General features: G+C 62.7%; 24 protein-coding genes. 15 read left to right on the top strand and 9 right to left on the bottom strand.

The window, feature by feature from the left end; all coding sequences use genetic code 11:
• Window positions 1-246: 246 nt before the first annotated feature.
• The 9 genes from AB7F11_RS03490 to AB7F11_RS03530 all read right to left on the bottom strand — a co-directional run bounded on the left by AB7F11_RS03490 (window position 247) and on the right by AB7F11_RS03530 (window position 5,759).
• The gene (locus tag AB7F11_RS03490; protein WP_428300721.1) at window positions 247-1,518 is read right to left on the bottom strand and encodes a L,D-transpeptidase family protein; all 1,272 of its coding nucleotides are present in this window, start codon (window positions 1,516-1,518) and stop codon (window positions 247-249) included.
• Window positions 1,515-2,141 carry an SCO family protein gene (locus AB7F11_RS03495; protein ID WP_322341224.1) on the bottom strand — a complete coding sequence of 209 codons (627 nt, stop codon included), beginning with the start codon at window positions 2,139-2,141 and terminating at the stop codon, window positions 1,515-1,517. The genes AB7F11_RS03490 and AB7F11_RS03495 overlap by 4 nt, the downstream gene beginning before the upstream one ends.
• On the bottom strand, window positions 2,138-2,794 hold the full coding sequence (locus AB7F11_RS03500) for a DsbA family protein (RefSeq protein ID WP_322341225.1): 657 nt from the start codon (window positions 2,792-2,794) through the stop codon (window positions 2,138-2,140). The genes AB7F11_RS03495 and AB7F11_RS03500 overlap by 4 nt, the downstream gene beginning before the upstream one ends.
• Complete coding sequence (locus tag AB7F11_RS03505; protein ID WP_428290756.1) at window positions 2,791-3,207, bottom strand: disulfide bond formation protein B; 417 nt, start codon at window positions 3,205-3,207, stop codon at window positions 2,791-2,793. Before AB7F11_RS03505 ends, AB7F11_RS03500 begins: the two co-directional genes overlap by 4 nt.
• On the bottom strand, window positions 3,204-3,728 hold the full coding sequence (lspA, locus tag AB7F11_RS03510) for a signal peptidase II (protein WP_428290757.1): 525 nt from the start codon (window positions 3,726-3,728) through the stop codon (window positions 3,204-3,206). The genes AB7F11_RS03505 and lspA overlap by 4 nt, the downstream gene beginning before the upstream one ends.
• Before the next feature lie 95 nt (window positions 3,729-3,823).
• Window positions 3,824-4,198, bottom strand: a complete 375-nt coding sequence (locus tag AB7F11_RS03515) for a hypothetical protein (protein WP_428300722.1) — start codon at window positions 4,196-4,198, stop codon at window positions 3,824-3,826.
• Window positions 4,199-4,244: 46 nt separating this feature from the next.
• On the bottom strand, window positions 4,245-4,712 hold the full coding sequence (locus AB7F11_RS03520) for a hypothetical protein (RefSeq protein WP_428299842.1): 468 nt from the start codon (window positions 4,710-4,712) through the stop codon (window positions 4,245-4,247).
• Between the two features lie 32 nt (window positions 4,713-4,744).
• A complete protein-coding gene (locus AB7F11_RS03525) occupies window positions 4,745-5,122 on the bottom strand; it encodes a DUF3703 domain-containing protein (RefSeq protein WP_428290760.1) in 378 nt (125 codons plus the stop codon).
• A complete protein-coding gene (locus AB7F11_RS03530) occupies window positions 5,106-5,759 on the bottom strand; it encodes a cation transporter (protein ID WP_428290761.1) in 654 nt (217 codons plus the stop codon). The genes AB7F11_RS03525 and AB7F11_RS03530 overlap by 17 nt, the downstream gene beginning before the upstream one ends.
• A gap of 79 nt (window positions 5,760-5,838) precedes the next feature.
• Here AB7F11_RS03530 and AB7F11_RS03535 point away from each other — a divergent pair, with 79 nt between their 5' ends.
• The 15 genes from AB7F11_RS03535 (at window position 5,839) to AB7F11_RS03605 (ending at window position 20,008) form a co-directional block, all read left to right on the top strand.
• Window positions 5,839-6,282 carry a Cd(II)/Pb(II)-responsive transcriptional regulator gene (locus AB7F11_RS03535; RefSeq protein WP_428290762.1) on the top strand — a complete coding sequence of 148 codons (444 nt, stop codon included), beginning with the start codon at window positions 5,839-5,841 and terminating at the stop codon, window positions 6,280-6,282.
• Between the two features lie 435 nt (window positions 6,283-6,717).
• Window positions 6,718-7,302, top strand: a complete 585-nt coding sequence (locus AB7F11_RS03540) for a hypothetical protein (RefSeq protein ID WP_428290763.1) — start codon at window positions 6,718-6,720, stop codon at window positions 7,300-7,302.
• Window positions 7,303-7,313: 11 nt separating this feature from the next.
• On the top strand, window positions 7,314-7,823 hold the full coding sequence (locus AB7F11_RS03545) for a lytic transglycosylase domain-containing protein (RefSeq protein ID WP_428290764.1): 510 nt from the start codon (window positions 7,314-7,316) through the stop codon (window positions 7,821-7,823).
• Window positions 7,820-8,110 (top strand): TrbC/VirB2 family protein, encoded by a 291-nt coding sequence (locus AB7F11_RS03550; protein WP_056278003.1) that lies wholly within the window; start codon window positions 7,820-7,822, stop codon window positions 8,108-8,110. The genes AB7F11_RS03545 and AB7F11_RS03550 overlap by 4 nt, the downstream gene beginning before the upstream one ends.
• An 18-nt stretch (window positions 8,111-8,128) precedes the next feature.
• Entirely contained in the window at window positions 8,129-8,461 is a 333-nt protein-coding gene (locus AB7F11_RS03555) for a type IV secretion system protein VirB3 (protein WP_428290765.1), read from the top strand.
• Window positions 8,445-10,955, top strand: a complete 2,511-nt coding sequence (locus tag AB7F11_RS03560; RefSeq protein ID WP_428290766.1) for a VirB4 family type IV secretion/conjugal transfer ATPase — start codon at window positions 8,445-8,447, stop codon at window positions 10,953-10,955. The genes AB7F11_RS03555 and AB7F11_RS03560 overlap by 17 nt, the downstream gene beginning before the upstream one ends.
• Window positions 10,952-11,380: a hypothetical protein gene (locus tag AB7F11_RS03565; RefSeq protein ID WP_428300723.1), complete on the top strand. Its 429-nt coding sequence runs from the start codon at window positions 10,952-10,954 to the stop codon at window positions 11,378-11,380. The genes AB7F11_RS03560 and AB7F11_RS03565 overlap by 4 nt, the downstream gene beginning before the upstream one ends.
• A gap of 12 nt (window positions 11,381-11,392) precedes the next feature.
• Window positions 11,393-12,433, top strand: coding sequence for a type IV secretion system protein (locus tag AB7F11_RS03570; RefSeq protein WP_428290768.1), 1,041 nt, complete (start codon window positions 11,393-11,395; stop codon window positions 12,431-12,433).
• Between the two features lie 103 nt (window positions 12,434-12,536).
• On the top strand, window positions 12,537-13,154 hold the full coding sequence (locus AB7F11_RS03575; protein WP_428290769.1) for a type IV secretion system protein: 618 nt from the start codon (window positions 12,537-12,539) through the stop codon (window positions 13,152-13,154).
• A 22-nt stretch (window positions 13,155-13,176) separates the two neighbouring features.
• The gene (locus AB7F11_RS03580) at window positions 13,177-13,947 is read left to right on the top strand and encodes a virB8 family protein (RefSeq protein ID WP_428290770.1); all 771 of its coding nucleotides are present in this window, start codon (window positions 13,177-13,179) and stop codon (window positions 13,945-13,947) included.
• Window positions 13,944-14,858, top strand: a complete 915-nt coding sequence (locus tag AB7F11_RS03585; RefSeq protein WP_428290771.1) for a TrbG/VirB9 family P-type conjugative transfer protein — start codon at window positions 13,944-13,946, stop codon at window positions 14,856-14,858. Before AB7F11_RS03580 ends, AB7F11_RS03585 begins: the two co-directional genes overlap by 4 nt.
• Entirely contained in the window at window positions 14,855-16,192 is a 1,338-nt protein-coding gene (gene virB10 / locus AB7F11_RS03590; RefSeq protein WP_428290772.1) for a type IV secretion system protein VirB10, read from the top strand. The genes AB7F11_RS03585 and virB10 overlap by 4 nt, the downstream gene beginning before the upstream one ends.
• Window positions 16,189-17,331 (top strand): P-type DNA transfer ATPase VirB11, encoded by a 1,143-nt coding sequence (gene virB11, locus AB7F11_RS03595; RefSeq protein WP_428290773.1) that lies wholly within the window; start codon window positions 16,189-16,191, stop codon window positions 17,329-17,331. Before virB10 ends, virB11 begins: the two co-directional genes overlap by 4 nt.
• Window positions 17,328-19,367, top strand: a complete 2,040-nt coding sequence (locus tag AB7F11_RS03600; protein WP_428290774.1) for a type IV secretory system conjugative DNA transfer family protein — start codon at window positions 17,328-17,330, stop codon at window positions 19,365-19,367. The genes virB11 and AB7F11_RS03600 overlap by 4 nt, the downstream gene beginning before the upstream one ends.
• Window positions 19,364-20,008: an OmpA family protein gene (locus AB7F11_RS03605; RefSeq protein WP_428290775.1), complete on the top strand. Its 645-nt coding sequence runs from the start codon at window positions 19,364-19,366 to the stop codon at window positions 20,006-20,008. The genes AB7F11_RS03600 and AB7F11_RS03605 overlap by 4 nt, the downstream gene beginning before the upstream one ends.
• Window positions 20,009-20,035 lie beyond the last annotated feature (27 nt).

The raw sequence follows: 20,035 nt of genomic DNA on the forward strand, positions 1-20,035 counted from the left end.
AGGCAAAGCAATGTGTCGCTGCCGAGTGGGAGCCTGCGCAGCAGGCCGTAGTATCGTAATGAGACCATAGGTCCGCCCGTCGGGGCAGTGGTTGCGCGTTCGATGGCGCCTTTTCCCCGCCTTCAGGTCAAAGGGCAGAAGGGGCAGCACTGGCGCTCCAGTTCCACAATGCTTCTGAGTTCGCCAATGGATGCGGGTGCAGACCAAGGTAACGTTTGTTGCGGGTCCGTTTGCCCGAAGGGCCGCTCAGCCCACTTTGCCATCAAAGAACAACAACCAGCGCCCGTTCTCTTTGGTCCAATACTGGCGCTTCGACGCCCAACGCGTTTCACCGGCCGGAACTTCAGAGTAGTTGACTACCGTGACCTCAGCGCCGCGCGTCCAGCGGAAAATCGACACATCTTCGAGATCGATCTGCAGTCTCTGTGGCACTGCAAGACGGGCCGGGGCCTGGATTTTTCCTGCTCTCTCCAGTGGTTCATCACCTGTCTCGAAGGCCCTGGAATACATGGTCTGAAGCAGCGCCTGGTTGCCCTGGGATCGGGCCTCTGCCCACTTGGAGAGTAAAGTACGGAACTCTCTTTTATGGACAGAGAGGGTGTCGGGCTTGACCCATTTCACCTCGTCGGCAATGACCACTGGCGTGCGACGCGGCTCCAGCAAACGCATCAGATAGGCCATGTCTTCATTGGCCAAAGCCACACATCCTTCGGTGGCATACGGGCTGCGGGTGTAGGACTCCCGGGGAACGCCATGCAGCCAGATGCCACTCCCCGTTCGACCCAATCGGCGATCGTGTACGTTCGGATAGTTCAGCGGCAGAGCACCAATCCCGTACAACTCTTCGAGCTGTTTGTCATCCAGTCGGCTGGTGATGTGATAGACGCCCAGTGGCGTGCGCAAGTCACCTTCCTCTTGTTTGTCGAAACCTGCTCGCCCAATGGATGCATAAAAGCTGCGGATCGGCTGCAGTCCGGTGGGCTGATGCTCGAAGACATAGACCCGTGAGTGGCTGGCATCAACGACCACGACATGACGAACGTTGCGAGAGAGCTCCAACACCTGTTCAGGTACTGTGCCGGGCGGTGGCATTTCTCTGAGTGACCTGAGACGCCTGGTGGCTTCGTCGCGCAACTTCTGCAGCTGCTCGCGAGCCGCAGGCGACCCATCGGGCACCGCTGCAAAGCCTGTCAAAGATCCACTGCGCGTAAGCAACAGGTCTCCGTAAACAAGCTGCCCCAACTGAAATCGAGGAACATCGCGCACGAGCGATACAGCCAGAGGCAAGGCATTCCGGTCTCCCGATGCGATGGCCCGGTAGATTTCGATCAGGCGCGCTTCTGGAGACGAACGCAGTGAGCCTGCAAGCGCAGCTCCAGCCGCCGTCCCAGCACCATCGGTCACCGCGCCCTTTGTGAGCTGGGCCCGGGCCCGCCCGGACTGCAATACAAGCGGCGCACCTGTCAACGCGGCTCTGACGAGCAGCGCTCGTCGAGTTGTGAGCGATCCGGAAGTCACGGGCTGGAGAGCAGCGTGTTGATATCCGCTGCAATCGTGGCGGCGTCGGTGCCATACGCGGAGAAGAGACGCACCCGGCCTTCGTTGTCGAACACATACTTGCCCGCTGAATGGTCCATCGTGTAGGAGGTCGGTGTGGGTCCGTCAACTTTGCGGTAGTAGATCTTGAAACTGTCTGCCACCGCCTTGAGTTCAGCTGGGTCGGGGCGCAGAGCCAGGAAGGTCGGATCGAAGTTGGTCATGTACTCCTTGAGCAGGGGCAACGTATCTCGCTCAGGGTCCACCGTGATGAAGAGGACCTGCAACTGGTTGCCTCGATCACCCATGAGACGCTTGACCTCGGCCAAGGTGGTCATGGACGTGGGACACACATCCGGGCACTGCGTGAAGCCGAAAAACACCACCACTGCCTTGCCGCGGAAATCTGCCATGGTCCTCACCTGGCCGGTGTGGTCGGTCAGTTTCAGGTCTTGTGCAAAAGTGGCGCCGGTGATGTCCGTGCTCTTGAACGTGGGTGTCTCAGGCGAGCACCCAGCGAGCAAGCCGCCCGCGGCGAGCCACAAGGCACCCAACGCCAGAGTCCTGCGTCGGTTGAAGGGAAGAGTCGGTGTCATGGACTTCATTTCTTCGCCTTGGCAACCTCTTCCGCCACCAAAGCGGCCAACTGCTCAGGTCCAAAACTCGGCAGGCTTCGACCATTCACAAAGAAGGTGGGCGTCTTGGTGACTTGCAGCGCCGTCAGGTCTTCAATGTCCTGTTGCAACAAAGACTGCATGCCGGGCTTCTCGATGTCCTGGCGCGCCTTGACGAGGTCCAGTCCGGCCTGCTCCGCCACCTTGAATGCCGTCTCGATGTTGGGCTGACCATGATCGGCCCAGGAAGGTTGAGCGGCAAGCACGGCCTCCAGCACCGTCTGGTACTTGCCCTGGGATTTGGCGGACTCCAGCAGCTTGACTACCTGGTCTGAGCCCTGGTGGAAAGGTGCATATCGAATCACCAGTCGCACGTCGGTCGGGTACTGAGCCATCAGGTTCTTGACGATGGGATAAAACGCGCGGCAGGTCTCGCAAGCGGGGTCAAAGAACTCCACGATGGTGACAGGTGCACCTTGTGGGCCAAAGACCGGCGAGTGCATGCGCACGAGACGGGTCTGCTCGGCCTTGACCTGTACTTCCTGTGCGGTCTGCACGCGTTTTTGATAAGCGTTCATGCCCAGATAGAAGAACAGGGCAACGATGGCCACCAGGCCGATGACGGTGAATCTTTTGGCGTTCATGAACGGGTCTTTCTCAGGTAAACAAAAAGCAGGATGACGATGGCGATGAAGGCCGCGAGCGACATCCAGGGAATCTGGATGCCGCCCAAAATTTCCAAACTCTGTTCGCTGCATGAGGGGCCGGTACCGCAGGGCACCCACCACTTCGGCACCCACCCGGCGATCAGTGCGGAGTGGTAACCGGCCATGGCTGCTCCCCCCAACGCCAGCGGCAGCGCATAGACGGCACCCCGTCTGTCTTCTGCGAAGGCGGCCATGCCCAGGATGATCGCCAACGGGAACATGAAGATGCGTTGGTACCAGCACAGCAGGCAAGGCGTCATTCCCATGACTTCGCCAATGAACAACGCACCGAGTGTGGACACCAGGGCAAAGACCCAGGCGGCCATGATCCATAACCAGCCACGCTTCATGAAGGCAGCTCCTCGGGCGTCTTGCGGGGCGATTGGCGCGGCGGCGATTTCAGCGATGCGAAGCACCACACAAGCATGGAGCACACGATGAAGATATCGGCCAGATTGAAAGCCGGCCAGTGGATGCTGCGCCAGTGAAAGTCAAGGAAGTCCACCACGGCACCGATCTGGACGCGGTCCACGAGGTTGCCGCCGCCGCCGCCCACCACAAAAGCGCCCACCCACCGATCCAGCGGCTCGGCCTGCCGGGCCAGGCACACCACAGAGACCACCCCCACCACCAGCGCTGTCACGCCGATGAAGAACCAGCGTTGCCAGCCACCCGCATCGGCCAGCAACGAGAAGGCCGCGCCGGTGTTGAGCACATGCACAAAGTTGAACCACTCGGTCACCTTGATGGCTTCACCGAGTTCGAGGGCGGTTGAGAAATACGATTTACTGATTTGATCAAGAAACAAAAGCACCGCGACGGCAACAAGCCATGTCCATCGAGGGTTTCGCTGGGTCCAGCGAGCATTCATGAGAGAGTCCTTCCAAAACGATCCGGGAAGGGTCACCGTTAGAGGGGGTGACCACTTGAAGCCAGTGGATCGGGGAAGAGGTGCCTGTCAGCGCATCAGGCAGAAGCAGTCAACCCCGAACCTTGCGGGGCGAACCATTGGGGCCGGTAGGGTTGCTCGTGCCAAGGCGGCAGGATGAGTTCAGCGAGGTGTTCGCCACGCTCGACGCCAGCAGGGTCTGCCATGGTCTCGGCCGTAGCCATCACTGCGGCGGTGCAATTGGCATGGCAGGTCCCGCAGTCAAGATCAAAGTCCAGAATGGCCGAAGCAACGCCTTCCGCACCCTGAACCACCGATAGATGGGTTGGCTGGTGGTGCTGGGTTTGGGGTTGTTGGGCAAGTGCAACGTGGCCGCAACAGTCAGCCGCCGCAGCGGCAGAGAACTGCAGCGGCAGCAGCGTGAGCATCAATAGAACCAGAAAAAGGCGCATCTCAGGATTTTAAGGCTGCGGGATAGACCAGATGGAGCGTGGCAATTCACGGCGCAGGCCTTTCAACCTCCGCGACATGCCGAGCAAGCAGGCGCCACCGACGCTGTCGGTGCCGGTAGAACGCTTGTGCAAACAACCAAACGGGGAGCGTGAACACGCCTGCATTGATGGTCACCGTATCCATGTACCGGGTTTGACCAGCCTCCGATGAGATCGAGATAGTGTGATCCCAGACGTTGACGAGGGCACTGAACCCGTTGTCGCGGAGAAGGAATCCGTCCTCGGACGGTGGGAAAGAGATCACGATGGCCTGTCGGCCGAAAGGCAACAACCCCAGGATTCGCACCCCCACCCAATACGTGCCTTCAGCCCATGCATCGGGCCAGGTGCTCGGCGTGATCGGCGTGAAGTGAACCAAGGGATAGGCAACGAACTTCAGCATCCGCGTTGTCTTGGCGTGGGTAATCGCTTTTTCAACAGAACAATCAAGATACGTAGAAATTTGGAGCTCCATGTTTTGGCTTGCTTTGTTTTTTTTGCCAGTCTTCAACGCAGCGGCCTGGCCGCTTGCGCTATCAACTCGGCCAGCTCCTGGCGCACCGGGATAGGCTCAAAAGCGCTCACCGTCGATCGTCCCGGGTTGCCCAAGGGCAAGCGTCCGCTCAAATGGCCCAAGGGCACCAAAGCCAGCCTGAGCACCTGGCCTGCAGCCTCTGGCCAGTCGCGCGTGCGCCACGCCAAACCCAACATGAGTGCGTGCGTCCGCACATGCGGTTTGAAGTGGAGCTGCCCCACCACATGCGCGGCCTCAAGGTACAGCCAGGCACGTTCTGTGGAGCCAGCCAGTTCGGCTCCTTGGACGAGTCGAGCGAAAGTGGCTTTGTCGAACTGGCGGCCTGCCAGCGTGTCAGTGGACGTAGTCATGATGGCCTCCTTTGATGTTGCCCTTTCCAATCTCACCCCGAGCCTGTCGCAGCACTGTCCAGCCACCGTGCAGAGCCAGTGCAGCCATCAGGCTTGCGACCGCCAGGTCGGGCCAGGCAGAGCCGGTACCGAACACGCCCAGGGCGGCCATGAAGACAGCCACGTTGCCAATGGCATCATTGCGTGAGCACAGCCACACGCTGCGCATGTTTGCATCGCCCTCGCGGAATGCATACAGCATCCATGCTACAGAGACGTTGGCCACCAACGCCATGAGGGCGACCACACCCATGGTCAAGGCCTGTGGCACCTCGCCATGCCACACCGACCACACGGTAGCACCCAGCACGTACATGCCAAAGCCGATCATGCTGACGGCCTTCAGGATGGCCGCGCGTGCACGCCAGGCCAGCGCCGAGGCCAGCACCGCAAGTGAGACGGCATAGTTCAAGGCATCTCCGGCGAAGTCCACCGCATCGGCCAGCAGCGATAGTGAACCGGCTTGCACACCCGCGCCTATCTCCACCAGGAACATGGTGGCATTGACGATGAGCGCAATCCAGAGGATCTTGCGGTAGCGTGGCAGGTCCACGATGGCTTCTATCTGGGGAGCGTGATGGTCGCAATGGGCGGACATGGTTTTTCCTTTCAATGTTTCCATTGGAAACCTTGGAGCCACTACAATGTCAACAACTTGTTGAACGAAGGCTTTCACGATGCAGATCAAGGAACTGGCCAGAGCCACGGGTGTGGATGTGGAGACGATCCGCTACTACGAAAAACAGGGGTTGCTGCCCGCACCAGCAAGGCGGGACAACGGCTACCGCGAATACGAAGTGGCACACTTGGAGCGTCTTTCGTTCATCCGCCACTGCCGCGCTCTTGACATGCCGTTGGCCGATGTCAATCGATTGCTTGGTTTTGTGGATGAGCCCGATGCCCACTTCGGAGAGGTGGACCTGCTCGTGGACGATCAGCTGGCTAGCGTGAGGGCGCGTCTCAAGAGCATGCGGGCGCTGGAGAAGCAGTTATTACAACTGCGAGCGCGTTGCTCTGGCACACATGAAGGGCGCTGCGGAATTTTGGACGAGCTGGTGTCGGCAGCTCACGGCGAGGCTTGCGCTTGCCATGCAGTGCCAAGCCACGTCAATGATCGGTAAGAACTTAAAGCCGGTCATTGCCTTCTGAATCCTGAGCGGCTGCATTGGGCAGGACGCCTGGGGCCCATACTGCTTCTGCTAGCGTCCGCAACCAGTCTGAGCACTGGCCGGAAAGATGATGCAGGCGAATGGCTGTTGATGTCCGCATGTTGTCGGTCGCGGCTCAAGGCTACCCAGCAGCAGTCCCGCTGCACTGCGGTTGTTCACGATCAGGACCCCTCGAGCTGCTTGGGACTGGAACTTGAAAGTCAGCACTGGGGCGCACTGACGTCGCGCTAGCGCTAATGTGGTTGATCTCGCACCCATTTGCGCTGGAAAACAGCCCGAATCCAGCAGCGGCGCAAGGTGTTTCAAGTCCTACATTGAGTTCACGGTGTTCAAAGAGCCGGCAAGAAGTGCCTCCTCCTGAACGGCGTCGAACCGAAGGACTCGACCATGAACCATCCATCGCAAGCCGACACGCTGTTTGGGCGTTCCACCGAAGCAGCAGGCCAGCCGAGAAGCTTGGCAACAATGCTGACCAGCGCTGCAACCGGATTGCTGCTCACGTTGGCGCTCCTCGCCCCGACAGCTGCCCGCGCTGTCGACGGCTGCCTCGTGCTGCTTTGCTTCGCGGCACCTAGCTGGAAGTCGATTCCTCAGTGTGTGCCGCCGATCAGGCAAGTGCTTCGTGACCTGGCGCGTGGGAAGGGGTTCCCGTCGTGCGACATGGCCGGCGCCGGCAACTCGGCCAACCACGCATGGGCCAGAGCACCGGGCAACTGCCCGCTTCAATACACCCGGGTCCACGAATCGGAAAGCAGCCTCATCTACACCTGTGATTACGTCGGTGCAGTGGCTGTCTCCATCGACGGCAAACCGTTCTCGCGCACCTGGTGGAACATGGGCGGTGATACCGTGACGGATTTCAGTCCTGCCGCCAAGGCCCAACTCGGAAGTTGGGACAACCAATTTGACGACGATCATGCAGCCTGGCAGGCAGCTCTACCCCCTGCGCCTCCTACCGACTCGGGGAATTGAGGAGCGCCGTCATGGAAGCCTCCACATTCCTGGCGCTCGCACTGGCCTGTGCACCGCAGGTGCACGCCAACACTGCGCACGCCCTGGTCACCGTTGAGAGCGCCTTCAACCCCTGGGCCATCGGTGTGGTCGGTGGAGCGTTGCAGCGCCAGCCGCGCCACCGCACAGAAGCCATCGCCACGGCAGAAGCGCTGCAGGCCGCTGGGCGGAACTTCAGCGTTGGCCTTGGGCAGATCAATGTGGGCAACTTCTCTCGCCTGGGCCTTTCGCTGTCCACAGCCTTCGAGCCTTGTACCAATCTGGCCGCTATGCAGGCCGTTTTGACCGAGTGTTTCGATCGGGCACAGCGCAAGCCGCCTCGGGCATCGACTGACCAAGCCGCGCTCCGCGCCGCCCTCTCCTGCTACTACAGCGGCAACTTCTCCACCGGCTTTCGCCATGGCTACGTGGGCAAGGTGGTTGCGGCTGCCAGAAATCCCATCCGCATCAGTCCACCCAACCCTGTGAAGGAGCCGTCATGAACCGCTTTCATTTCTTCGTACCTCAGCGTCCCATTTCAAGCGCCCTGCTGCTCTCGGCCGCAGCCTCCAAGGGCTGGGCGCAGGGCTTCGACAAGATCAACACCACGGTCACCAACGTCAACACCATCCTGGTGACGATCTCGATTGCGGTGGTGACCATCGCGATCATCTGGGCAGGTTTCAAGATGATCTTCCAGGGTGCGCGCCTGGCCGATGTGGCCAACGTGCTGATCGGCGGCACGCTCGTGGGTGGAGCCGCAGCCTTCGCCAGCTACATCGTCAGCTGAAGGCCCAAGGTGCTGAACATGCAAACCGAAGCCATCTACAAGGGCGCCACGCGCCCTGCCATGAAGCTGGGCATTCCGCTGGTGCCGCTGGTGATCTTGTTTGGCACCGGCATGTTGCTGATCATGTGGGGCGGCATCTTGGTGAGCTGGTGGATCGCGCTGGGCGTGGTGCTGTCCATTGCACCGATGTTGCTCTGGATGCGCTGGTTGACAGCCCGGGATGACCAGCGGTTCCGGCAGATTTTTGTTGCCTTGAAGCTGACGCTGTACGACCACAACCGGAGGTTCTGGCGTGCGCGCAGCTACTCGCCCACCCTCTACCGCGGAGCTTCCGATGTTTGGCATCTTTGACCGCACTGGCGGCGCGACCCGTCGCAGCCCTGCGCGGACTGCATCAGGCAAGGCACAACCGCGCCACTGGACACAGGCACTGAAGGACAATCCGCTTGCGCGGTTTGTGCCCTTCTCTTCGCTGGTCAGCGAGCACGACGTCATCACGCGTGGGGGCGATTTCATGCGCGTCTGGCGGCTGGACGGGGTGGCCTTCGAATGCGCCGATGACCACCTGATCGCTGAACGGCATGAGGCCCTGTGCAGCCTGCTGCGCAACTTGGCTGGCGGTCAGTGGGCCGTGTGGACCCACCGGCTGCACCGAAAAGTCCAGGACCGGCTGGAGGACCCGCCTCAACCCGGCTTCGCGCGCGACCTCTCGCAGTCCTACCAGGCCAAGCTGGGTGGCCGAGCCATGATGAGCAACGAGCTGTACCTGACGCTGGTCTACCGGCCCAGCACCTCTCGGATCAGCCGGGCGCTGCAATCGACCCAGCGATCGAAAGCGACCATCGCCGCAGCGCACGTTGAGGCCTTGCGCGTGATGGAGGAACGGACCGCCTTCGTACACCGGGTACTTCGCGGCTTCGGCCCGCAGCTGCTGGGTGCACGCGCACAAGGTGGGCGTCGGTACTCCGAACTTGCGGAGTTTCTGGGATATCTGATCAACGGCTGCTGGAAGCCGGTGCCGCTGGCAGCCGGGCCGCTCTACCGGACCCTGCCGACCAACCGGCTGTCTTTCGGCGGCGACAAGCTGGAGCTCCGCCACGGCGAACAGCGACGCTGCGCGGCCTTGGTGGACATCAAGGAATACGCTGATGCGGTGGAGCCTGGCATTCTGAACGCGCTGCTTTATGAAGACAGCGAGTTCATCGAGACCCAGAGTTTTTCTATGCTGCCACGGCGCGAAGCCATGCGGGCGCTGGAGCTGCAGCGCGACCAGTTGATCGCCAGCGACGACGTGGTGGCCAGCCAGATCGCGGACATGGACGAAGCACTCAACGAGCTGGGCGATGGCCAGTTCTGCATGGGCGAGTACCACTACAGCCTGGTGGTGTTTGGTCAGCCTGGGGAAGACAGTCTGGCCGATGCGGGGCGCCGGGCGGCGCAAGCTATCGGCGCGGTGGGCGAAGCGTCCAGCCTGCAGATGTCGCCGGTCGATCTGGTGGCTGACGCCGCCTGGTTCGCTCAGATGCCCGGCAACTGGCAGTGGCGCCCGCGCGATGCCAAGCTTTCGTCCCGCGCCTTCGCGGCCCTGGCCAGCGGGCACAACTTTGCCCGGGGCAAACGCGACGGCAACCCCTGGGGTGAAGCGCTGGCTTTACTCCGCACTCCTTCCGGTCAGCCCTTCTACCTGAACCTACACAGCAGCCCGGAAGGTGAAGAGTCGGCCGACAAGAAGCTGCCTGGCAATACCATCATCATCGGGTCCACCGGCGTCGGCAAGACCACGCTGGAGATGTTCTTGCTGACCCTCACCCGCAAGTGGGACCCGGCGCCGCGCCTGGTGCTGTTTGATCTGGACCGGGGATGCGAGATCGCCATCCGCGCCCTGAATGGCCGCTACTTCACCTTGGAGGCCGGCAAGCCCACGCACTTGAATCCGCTGCAACGCGACCCCACCCCGGCGCGCATCCAGTTCTGGGAACAGCTGATCCGCACCTGCATTGCCACCCCGGCTCTGCCGCTGCTGCCGGCTGATGAACGCGCCATAGCGGATGCCGTCAAGACGGTGGCCATGATGCCGTCAGCCCTGCGTCGTTTCTCCACAATTCGGCAGAACCTGCCGAAGTCGGGTGAGAACAGCCTGTACGAGCGGCTGGGTCGCTGGTGTGAAGGGGGTGCCCTTGGCTGGGTGTTCGACCAGGCCAACGACCAGTTGATGGACCTGGACGCGGCGTCGGTCATTGCCTTTGACACCACGGAGTTTCTGGACCTGCCCGAAGTACGCACGCCCGTCATGCTCTACCTGCTGCAGGTGATGGAAGAGTTGGTGAATGGCGAACGGCTGATCTACGTGATCTCGGAGTTCTGGAAAGCGCTGGACCACGAGATTTTCAGCGACTTCGCCAAACATAAGCAGAAGACCATCCGCAAGCAAAACGGGCTGGGCATCTTCGACACCCAGAGTCCATCCGATGTGCTGCGCCATCCCATCGGGCGGACCATGGTCGAACAGAGCGTGACGAAGATATTCCTCGCCAACCCGGAGGCAGTGCGCGAGGAGTACGTTGAGGGCTTCGGCCTGAGCGAAGCCGAGTTCGGCATCGTGCGCAGCCTGGGCGCACAGGGTGGGCGCCGCTTCCTTGTCAAGCAGGGCCACACCAGCGCCATCTGCGAGCTGGACCTCGGCGGCATGGACGACTTCATCACCGTGCTCTCGGCAACCACTGACAACGTAGCCCTGCTCGACACCGTTCGTGAACGACACGGTAACGATCCGTTTATGTGGCTTCCGGAGCTGCTGCGCGAGGTTCAGGATCGCAAATCCCGCACTTCCAGGAGAGCTCAATGAAGACCCACGCTCAATTGTTCGCACTGATCGCTTTGGCGCTGGCCAGCAGCGCCGCATCTGCCCAGTTTGTCAAGGGAAACGAGGCGACCCGTGCCCTGCCCGGTGGCGGCAGTCAAGTGGAAACAGCGCCATTGCCAACGACAGGCCCCATCCGCAGCACCAAGCCCTGTGCCGCAATAGCTGGCTGTCATGCTGGGCCATGGCACATGGTGGAGACGCCAGAGGGCCTGCGCGAGTGCACCGAGGTGTATGCCCGCGCGGGCACTTGCAGGCCATCGAGCTACGGCACGACCAAGCTCGCGCGCCTGTGGGTGGTGAAGTCGGGTGGCGAATGGCTGCAATGCCAGTACCCCGACCTGGGCAGCAGGTGCGTGAAGGTCTTCGCGCGCCCACCGGCCAACCTGCCGTTTGACGCCGTTCAATAGGAGTACACCGCCATGTTTGCCTGGGTCGGGTCACAGTTCGATGCCATCTTGAGCAGCTACGTTCTGGGGGTGGTGTCGTCGCTGATGGCTGCCATCGCACCCATTGCCTTGACGTCGATGACGATCTGGGTCGCGCTGTACGGCTGGGCGGTGCTGCGCAACGAGGTGCCTGAGACGGTGCCCACCTTTGCCTGGAAGGTGTTCAAGATCGGACTGGTGCTGGCCTTCGCCCTGCAATCCGGCTTCTACATCAGCAACGTGTCCGACGCCGCCAATGCGCTGGCCATGGGGGTGGCCTCAACCTTTCTGCCGTCGGGAGTGGACCCGAGCACGGTGAGTTCGCCATACGCGTTGCTGGACAAGTTCAACGACGACGCCAGTGCGCAGGTGGCGGACATCATGAAGGAGGCCAGCATGTTCCGACTGGACCTGATGCTGGCCGGGGCCATCTTCTCCATCGGATCGGTCTTGTTCCTGTGCATTGGCCTGTTCGTTGTCACGCTGGCCAAGCTGTTCCTGACCTTCGTCATCGCGGTCGGGCCTCTATTCATCCTCTGCCTTGCGTGGCGTCCCACCGCCCGCTTCTTTGACAGCTGGTTGTCGATGGTGTTGAACGCGGTGGTGCTCACCTGGTTCGCCTTCTTCGCGCTGGGCCTGAGCGCCTACATGGGCGCAGCCATGTTCAAAGCCATTGCCGACGGTGGCGGGTTCATGGGCAGCACTTTCAATGTCTTGGGAGAGGCCACGCGCTACTGCGTGCTCATGATCCTCATGGCCATCATCTGCTTCCAGGCGCCCAGCCTGGCCTCGGCCCTCACAGGCGGTGCCGCCATTCAACAAGGCATCCAGATGATCCAGAACGCCATGATGGTTTCGGGTCTGCGCTCTGCCTCGTCCGCGCGGGGAGCCAGCGCCGCTGCGGGTGCGGGTGCGGGCGGCGTCATTCGCGCAGGCAATGCTCTTCCGCATGCAGCCACTACCGTGGCCCGCCGAGGCTACGGCGCCGCCCGTTCCGCAGCCTACAAACTCGCCGCGCTGCGCGGCCGGTCCTGATCACCACACAGTCAAGGAGTTCAACATGCACAAATATCTCAAAGTAGCCACTGCCGTTCTCATAGCCGTGAGCGGTAGTCATGCCCGCGCCGGAGGAATTCCCGTGATCGATGTGGCGAACCTGGTTCAGACTGTCCAGCAGGTCGTGAACGACATCACCCAGATCAACCACCAAGTACAGCAGATCCGACAACTGCAGACCCAGATCGAAAGCATCAACGGCATTCGGAATTTGGGCAATGTGTTCAATGATCCACGTCTGAAGAACTACGTCCCGGTCGAAGCCTTCACCCACCTGAACGCGGTGAACACCTCGGGCTACAGCGGGCTGAACGCCACGGCGAAAACGCTGCGCGACGTGAGCATGCTCTACAACTGCATGGACCTCACGGGCGACGCCCGCACCAGCTGCCAGGCCGCCCTTGCACAGCCGTATCAGCAAAAGGGCTTGCTGCAAGACGCAATGAAGACCGCCGCCGGCCGCCTCACACAGATCCAGTCGCTGATGACCCAGATCAACGCGACCACCGACCAGAAGTCGGTGCTGGAAATTCAGGCCCGCATCGGCGCTGAAAATGCCCTGCTCGCCCACGAGGTGTCGCAGGTGCAGATGCTGCAAGGCATGGCCGACAGCGAAGAGCGCATCGCCCGCTCGCGCGAGCGCGAACGGCAGTACGAAATGCTGGGCCGCACCGGCAAGTTGGCGGACTACCTGCCCTAAACACAGACCACCGGACCCCCCCATGAGTGCCATCCTGATGTCAGGTAAAGCCGCCGCATGGCCGGATCGGCTCCGCGACCCTGCGAAAGACGCCGAATCGCCGACTTTCACGTCGAACCGCGAATGGGAAATCGACCGCGCCCTGATGCTTGAACGCTCGGAACGGCGGGCCTGGCGCGTCGCGGTGGCCGGGCTGGTGCTTGGCCTTATCGGCATTGCTGCCGTGTTCGTGCAGGGGCCGCTGCGCCGCGTGGTGGAAATTCCCATCGTCGTGGACCGCGTCACGGGAGAAACCACCGTCCAGCAGCGGCTGAGCGAAGAAACCATCCCTGTCATGGAGGCACTGGACAAGCACAACCTGGCGGCCTTTGTGCGGGCGCGTGAGAGCTACAGCTGGATGTTCCTGCAGCGCGACTTTGACCAGGTGGCGCGCATGGCCGTGCCGAGTGTCTTCGCCGAATACAACCGGCAGTTCGAGGGCGACGGCGCGCTGCAGAAGAAGATCGGCGCCGCCGAGGAGTGGCGCATCAACATCGTCGGGGTGCGCCTGCGGGCTTCGGGGCGCAGCGGCAACCTTAGCGACGCCACAGTCACCTACGACAAAGTCGTGCGGCAGATCGACCGCAACCTGCCGGATGTCACCACCCGCCACGTGGCCAGCATCGTTTACCAGTACCAGCCCAAGGTGCTCGTCAAAGAAGCCGACCGGCTGGAGAACCCTTTCGGCTTTGTGGTCACGGCCTACCGGTCCGATCCAGAGATCAACACCCAGGCACCGGGAGCACGGCCATGAAGCGCACCGTCTTGGCAGTATTGATCGCCTGCTCGCTGTCTTCGAGCCTGTTCGCGCAGACGCATGCGAGGCCGGCCGATCCGCGCCTGCGCGAGGTGGTCTACAACCCGCTGGCGGTGGTGACCGTTCCCGTCAAACGGGGCATGGTGACCCTGGTGGTGTTCGACCAGGACGAGGTGATCACCGAAGTGGCCGTGGGCCAGGGCGGCGACTGCAGCAAGGCCGACGCCGTCTGGTGCGTGGCGGCACAGCCGGGCGGCCGAACCCTGTTCGTCAAAGCCAAGTCCGGCGCGGACGCCCCCAACAACCTGGCTGTGGTTACCGACCGGCGCACGCATGCGCTGCGCTTCGTGGTGCTGGGGGATAACGACCGCCAGCAACCGGTCTACCGCTTGAGCGTCAAGGCCCCGCGTCAACCCAAGCCTGCATCCGGCTTGACCCCGAAAGACCTCGCCGCGCTCGCCGCCCTACCCCCGATTCCGTCACCACCCACGCCCCAGCAGTTGGTGGCCGAGCGCCTCCAGGCCAAGCCCACCGTGATGAACACCCAGTATTCGCTGGCCGAAGGCGCGGGCTCGCAAGACATCGTGCCCACCCTGGTCTACGACGACGGGCGATTCACTTACCTGCGTTTTCCGGGCAACCGCGAAGTCCCAGCGGTGTTCCATGTGCTCGGTGATGGCAGCGAAACGCTGGTTAACGCCCGGATGGAAGACGACCTGCTGGTCGTGGACCGCGTCAGCCGCCGCCTGATGCTGCGGGCAGGCTCGGCGGTGATCGGCATCTGGAACGAGGCCTTTGACCTGGAGGGCGCCACTGCGGAAGGTGCGACCACCGTGCCGGGTGTCCAACGAGTGCTCAAGGCTGGCCATGCGCCCCTCGACAACCGCGCCACCGGAGTCACACCATGAACGATCAAGCCAACGCACACAGCTCGTCCACCGGTGAGCCCTCGGATGGCAACACCATCACCCCGCTGCCGGGTGAGCCAGGCATCCCCCAGGTGACGGCGGCACGCAGCATCAACTGGTCGCGCAAAGGGGCGTTTGGGCTCGGCATGATGGTGCTGACCCTGGTGCTTTTCGCGGGCTTTGCCATCAACCGCTACTTCACCAGCAGTCCGACCTCGGATGAAGACGCCAAGCTGGTACGGGACAGGCCTTCCGCTGCCAGCGCCGGGACACGCGCACTGGACATGACGACCCCACCCGCGCCGCGCGTGCCCGCTTTGCTGCCGACCAACGAGGTGGCAGAGCCTATTGGCGTGCGCAGCAGCGGACCAGCATCGCCCAAAGGCCTCTCGGCAGACGATGCCCCCGTGCTGATCGTGTCTTCACACGCCGGCGCGCTTTCCGGATCGTCAGGCACGTCGAATGCATCGCTCCCCGGCGAAGCCTCACCGGATCCAGACGATCCGGTCGGTAACACCAGCCGAAACTTGCAAGCCTACCAGCGCCAGCTGCAGGGCCTGCTCGACAACCTGACCCAGAGCGCAACCATAGCCAGCGGCCAAGGTGGCAACGCAGCCAGCCTCGGTGCCATGGGCTCGATGGCGGGCACCTCACCGGGCGCCGGCCTGCCTGCAGCCGCTGCGGGTCTGTTCGGCGGTCAGTTGCAAGGTTCCGCCACCCCCAAGGTCGCGGCCAGCACAATGGGCGACCGCAGCCTCACCTTGCCCAAGGGGACGGCCTTCACCTGCGCGCTCAAAACCAAGGTGATCAGCGCCACGTCGGGCCTGGTCGGCTGCCAGGTCCAGCGCAACGTGTACGGCGACAACGGGCGGGTGCTGCTGATCGAACGCGGTTCGCACCTGGACGGCGAATACCGCATCTCGTCGGTCCGGCCCGGCATGGTCCGCATCCCGGTGTTGTGGACGCGGGTGCGAACGCCCCATGGGGTTACGGTGGACATCGATTCGCCCGGCACGGGCCAGCTCGGCGAGTCGGGGATTGATGGCTACGTGGACAACCGCTGGGGTGAACGCATCGGCGCGGCCATGCTGCTCTCGCTCATCGACGACTCGGTCAAGCTGGTGATTCAGAACCAGACACAAGACCCGCAGGCCGACACCATCGTCCTGCCGTCCACCACCGACAGCACCAGCAAGCTGGCGGAGAAGGTGCTGGACAGCACCATCAACATCCCGCCCCTGCTGTACCAGAACCAGGGCGGCATCGTAGGCATCTACGTCGCACGCGACGTGGACTTTTCGGCGGTGTACGAACTCCTGCCGGTGCAACGATGAACACCCTGACCGGCATCGAAGAACACCTGCTCGACGGCTGGTGTGGCGACGCCACCTCGGTGGTGGAATTCTTGCGCCCGCTACGCGAACAGCTGGACGCTCCGGGTGTGCTGGAGGTCTGCGTGAACCGACCGGGCGAACTGCAAGTTGAAACGGTGGGCGGCTGGCAGGTCGTCAACGCACCGTCGATGACGCAGGAGCGTTGCCTGTCCCTGGCCACGGCGTTGGCCACCTACTGCGACCAGCAGATCAACCAAGAACGACCGCTGCTGTCGGCCACGCTGCCCACGGGGGAGCGCATCCAGTTCGTCATACCGCCTGCGGTGCCGCGCGGCACCGTGTCCATCACCATCCGCAAGCCGTCAGTCGTGGTGCTCCGCCTGCGCGACTTCGAGCAAGACGGTCTGTTCGGCCGCGTCGGAGAAAAGACCACCGCGCCGAGCCTTGAGAGCAACGACGGCCTGCAAGCCTTCGAGCGGGAACTGCTGGCTCTGAAAGCCGCAGGTCGCTATGCAGACTTCATGCGCCTGGCCGTGCTCCACCACCGCACCATCGTCGTCAGCGGTAAAACCGGCTCGGGCAAGACCACCTTCATGAAAGGCCTGGTCGAAGAGGTGCCGAAACACGAGCGCCTGATCACCATTCAGGACACGGCCGAACTCACCCTGCCCAATCATCCGAATGTGGTGCACCTGTTCTACAGCAAGGACGCCCAGGGCACCGCCCGGGTCACCGCCAAGTCATTGCTGGAAGCCTGCCTGCGCATGAAGCCGGACCGCATCTTTCTGGCCGAGCTTCGGGGAGAAGAGTGTTTCTCCTTCATCCGGCTGGCCGCCTCGGGCCACCCGGGCAGCATCACCAGCGTGCACGCCGGCAACTGCGATCTGGCGCTGGAACAGATGTCGCTGATGATCCGCGAAAGCGGTGCCGGTGGCGGCCTGCGCATGGACGAGATCAAGGGCCTGCTGCGCATCGTGATCGATGTCATCGTTCAGTTCGACCGGGACGAACGGGGCCGCTTCATTGCCGATGTGGCCTACGAACCCCGCTGCAGGTACCACGCCCCAAGCCACAGCCCGCTGCGCGCCAGCTCCCTACACGAGCCAGGAGCTGCCGCCGGCGAGGGGGTGCCATCATGAGTCAGGCATTGGCCTTGCCTTTCGCCTCCTGGTCACTGGGCCGACGGGTTGCCGCTGGTGCCTTTGCGGCGCTAGTCGCCACCGCCCTGCTGAGCGCAGCGGTTTACGTCTCGGGCGTGTTGTTTCTGGTGCTCAGCAAGGCCGACCCCTGGCAGGCCCGCTGGAGCAGCATCGCCACCTACTGGCAGCTCTATGCCGACGACGCCGTTTTGCGCCAGCGTCTGCTGGCCGCCATGGCCCTGTCCGGCATTGGCTTGCTGGTGCTACTGCCCGGCGCCTTGTTCACTGCAGCCCGACCGCGCCGGGCCTTGCATGGCGACGCGCGTTTCGCCTCGGCTGGCGAAGTGGCCCGAGCAGGCCTCATTCATTCGGCCTATCGTCCAGACGCCCCGAGCATCCTGATCGGCCGATTCAAAGGCCAGTACCTCGCCCTGCCCGGCCAGCTGTCGGTGATGTTGTCCGCTCCCACCCGCAGCGGCAAGGGCGTGGGCGTGGTGATTCCCAACCTGCTCAACTGGCCCGACTCCGCCGTCGTGCTCGACATCAAAGGCGAAAACCACGCCATCACGGCCGGTTACCGCGCCGCCCATGGCCAGGCGGTGTATGCCTTCTCCCCGTTTGACGAACAAGCCCGCAGCCACCGCTGGAACCCGCTAACTGCCGTGCGCACCAGCCCGCTGCACCGGGTCGGTGACCTGCTGGGTATCGGCCAGGTGTTCTTCCCCAACGACGGCAGCGGCACCTCGTCCGAGGCCTTCTTCAACGACCAGGCGCGCAACCTGTTTCTGGGCCTGGGCCTGTTGCTGCTTGAAACGCCTGAGTTGCCCCGCACGGTGGGCGAGATGCTGCGCCAGTCCTCGGGCCAGGGCCGTTCCTTGAAAGACCACCTCAATGGGTTGATCAAGCAACGAAAGGAAGCCGACAAACCCTTTTCCGACGAATGCGTGGACGCGCTGCAGCGGCTCCTGAGCAACTCGGACAACACGCTGTCCAGCGTCGTGGCCACCTTCCACGCGCCATTGACCATCTTCGCGGACGCGGTGGTCGATGCGGCTACCAGCGCAGACGACTTTGACTTGGGCCAGCTCCGCCGGCAGCGTATGTCGATCTACGTGCGCATCCCGCCCAACCGGCTGGCCAACGCCCGGCCACTGCTGGCCCTCTTCTTCTCGCAACTGGTCAGCCTCAACACGCAGCATCTGCCCTCGCAGGACAAGACCCTCAAGCACCAGTGCCTGCTGGTCAACGACGAGTTCGCCGCCATGGGCCGCGTGGGGATCATTTCCCAATCGGCAGCTTTCCTGGCGGGCTACAACCTGCGCCTGCTCACGGTGGTTCAAGCCATGTCGCAGCTGGACGCGGTCTACGGGGACAAGGAGGCACGCACTTTCGCCACCAATCATGGCCTGCAGATTCTGTTTGCTCCGCGCGAGCAGCGTGACGCCGATGAATACAGCGCCATGCTGGGCCACTTCACCGAGCGTGCCACTTCCCGCGGGCGCAGCCGCTCCTTCAGCGGACACGGCCACAGCACCGTCAGCCGCAACGAAAGCGAGCAGCGCCGCGCCCTGCTGCTGCCGCAGGAATTCAAAGAGTTGGGGCGCGAGCGCCTGGTGGTGATCTTCGAGAACTGCAAACCGATCCTGGGCGAAAAAATTCGCTACTTCCAGGACAAAGCGTTCACGACTCGCCTATTGCCCGCGCCTGAAGTGAAGCCGATGAACATGGACCTGCACCTGGCCAAGGTTCAACAGCGCTGGCACATTGCCGATGACGAACTCCCCCCGGGGAAAAAGGAGTTGCATGTCGAGGAACTGGCCCACGACACCACCATCCTCAATGACAAGCTGGAAGGTTCTGCAGCCCAAGCGGCTCAAACATGCATCGAGTTCTTCTGTCAGTTCTCAGCGCCAGAAGTGGATGGTGGAGCCATCGAACCCGTCGACGAAGAAGAGCGTGTTCCCATCCCCTCCGCCCAACTCGTTGCACCCGAGGTGGAACCCGTACGCCTTGAAACCTTGGGAGAAAGCCCATGAACACGCCCCTCGTCAGCATCGCCCTGACCGCCTCACTGATCGCGCTGTTGAGCGCTTGCAGTTCGCCTCCCAAACCACCCACCGTGGACGAGACCCAAAAGCGGCCCGCCAACGTCCAGCTGGCCGTGGAACTGCAGGTCTGCAAGAACGAACTGCAGAACACACGCATCCTGGCCAATGAATCGAACCGCCTTGCCGAGACCACAGCGGCCACGCTGGCCCACATGGCTGTACGGCAACAGCTGGTGGCGTCGATGCAAGAGAAGGCGATGGCCAATCGCGTGCACACCGTTCACTTCGCTTTCAACAGTACCCACGTGTCGATTCCAACAACCGAGGCTACCGCCCTGGTGGATGAATCCAGAGCCGCACCGCTCGTGGTCCTGCGAGGGCGCACCGACGGCCACAGCGACTCATCCGGCGAGAGCCGCATCGCTCAGGCCAGGGCCACCGCCGTGCGCGACTACCTTATCGCCGCCGGCGTGGACCCCACGCGCATTCGCGCCACCCACCAGCCCAGCGGTGACCACGTGGCCGACAACCGCAGCCCACAGGGCCGCAACCTCAATCGCCGGGTCGAGATCGAGGTGTACCGCGTCCTCCCCACACCCACACAGGCCTCGGCAGAGCCTCAACCCTGACCTGTGGCCATCTGAACCCACCACCGA

The organism is Hydrogenophaga sp., assembly GCF_050250835.1.
Lineage (GTDB): Bacteria > Pseudomonadota > Gammaproteobacteria > Burkholderiales > Burkholderiaceae_C > Hydrogenophaga.